The 401-nt window shown below is 41.4% G+C and carries 1 protein-coding gene; it reads left to right on the plus strand.

What is annotated here, in order from left to right:
* Positions 1 to 16: 16 nt before the first annotated feature.
* Positions 17 to 401 (plus strand): ABC transporter substrate-binding protein (locus EDI28_RS26580; RefSeq protein ID WP_233353536.1); only part of this gene is annotated, 385 nt, incomplete at its 3' end.

A 401-nucleotide genomic window follows, 5' to 3' on the forward strand; every position in this document is an offset into this window, starting at 1 on the left:
AAACCAAGCGCGTGGCATGGGAATTGACAAACCAATCGTTGGTGGTGATGGATTCAACGGTGAGGAGTTTGTACAACAAGCAACTGCTGAAAAAGCATCAAACATCTACTTTATCTCAGGCTTCTCAACTACTGTAGAAGTTTCAGCTAAAGCTAAAGCCTTCCTTGACGCTTACCGTGCTAAGTACAATGAAGAGCCTTCAACATTTGCAGCCTTGGCTTATGATTCAGTTCACCTTGTAGCAAACGCAGCAAAAGGTGCTAAAAATTCAGGTGAAATCAAGGATAACCTTGCTAAAACAAAAGATTTTGAAGGTGTAACTGGTCAAACAAGCTTCGATGCAGACCACAACACAGTCAAAACTGCTTACATGATGACCATGAACAATGGTAAAGTTGAAG

The organism is Photobacterium chitinilyticum (assembly GCF_004104355.1).
In the GTDB taxonomy this organism is placed as follows: Bacteria; Pseudomonadota; Gammaproteobacteria; order Enterobacterales; family Vibrionaceae; genus Photobacterium; species Photobacterium chitinilyticum.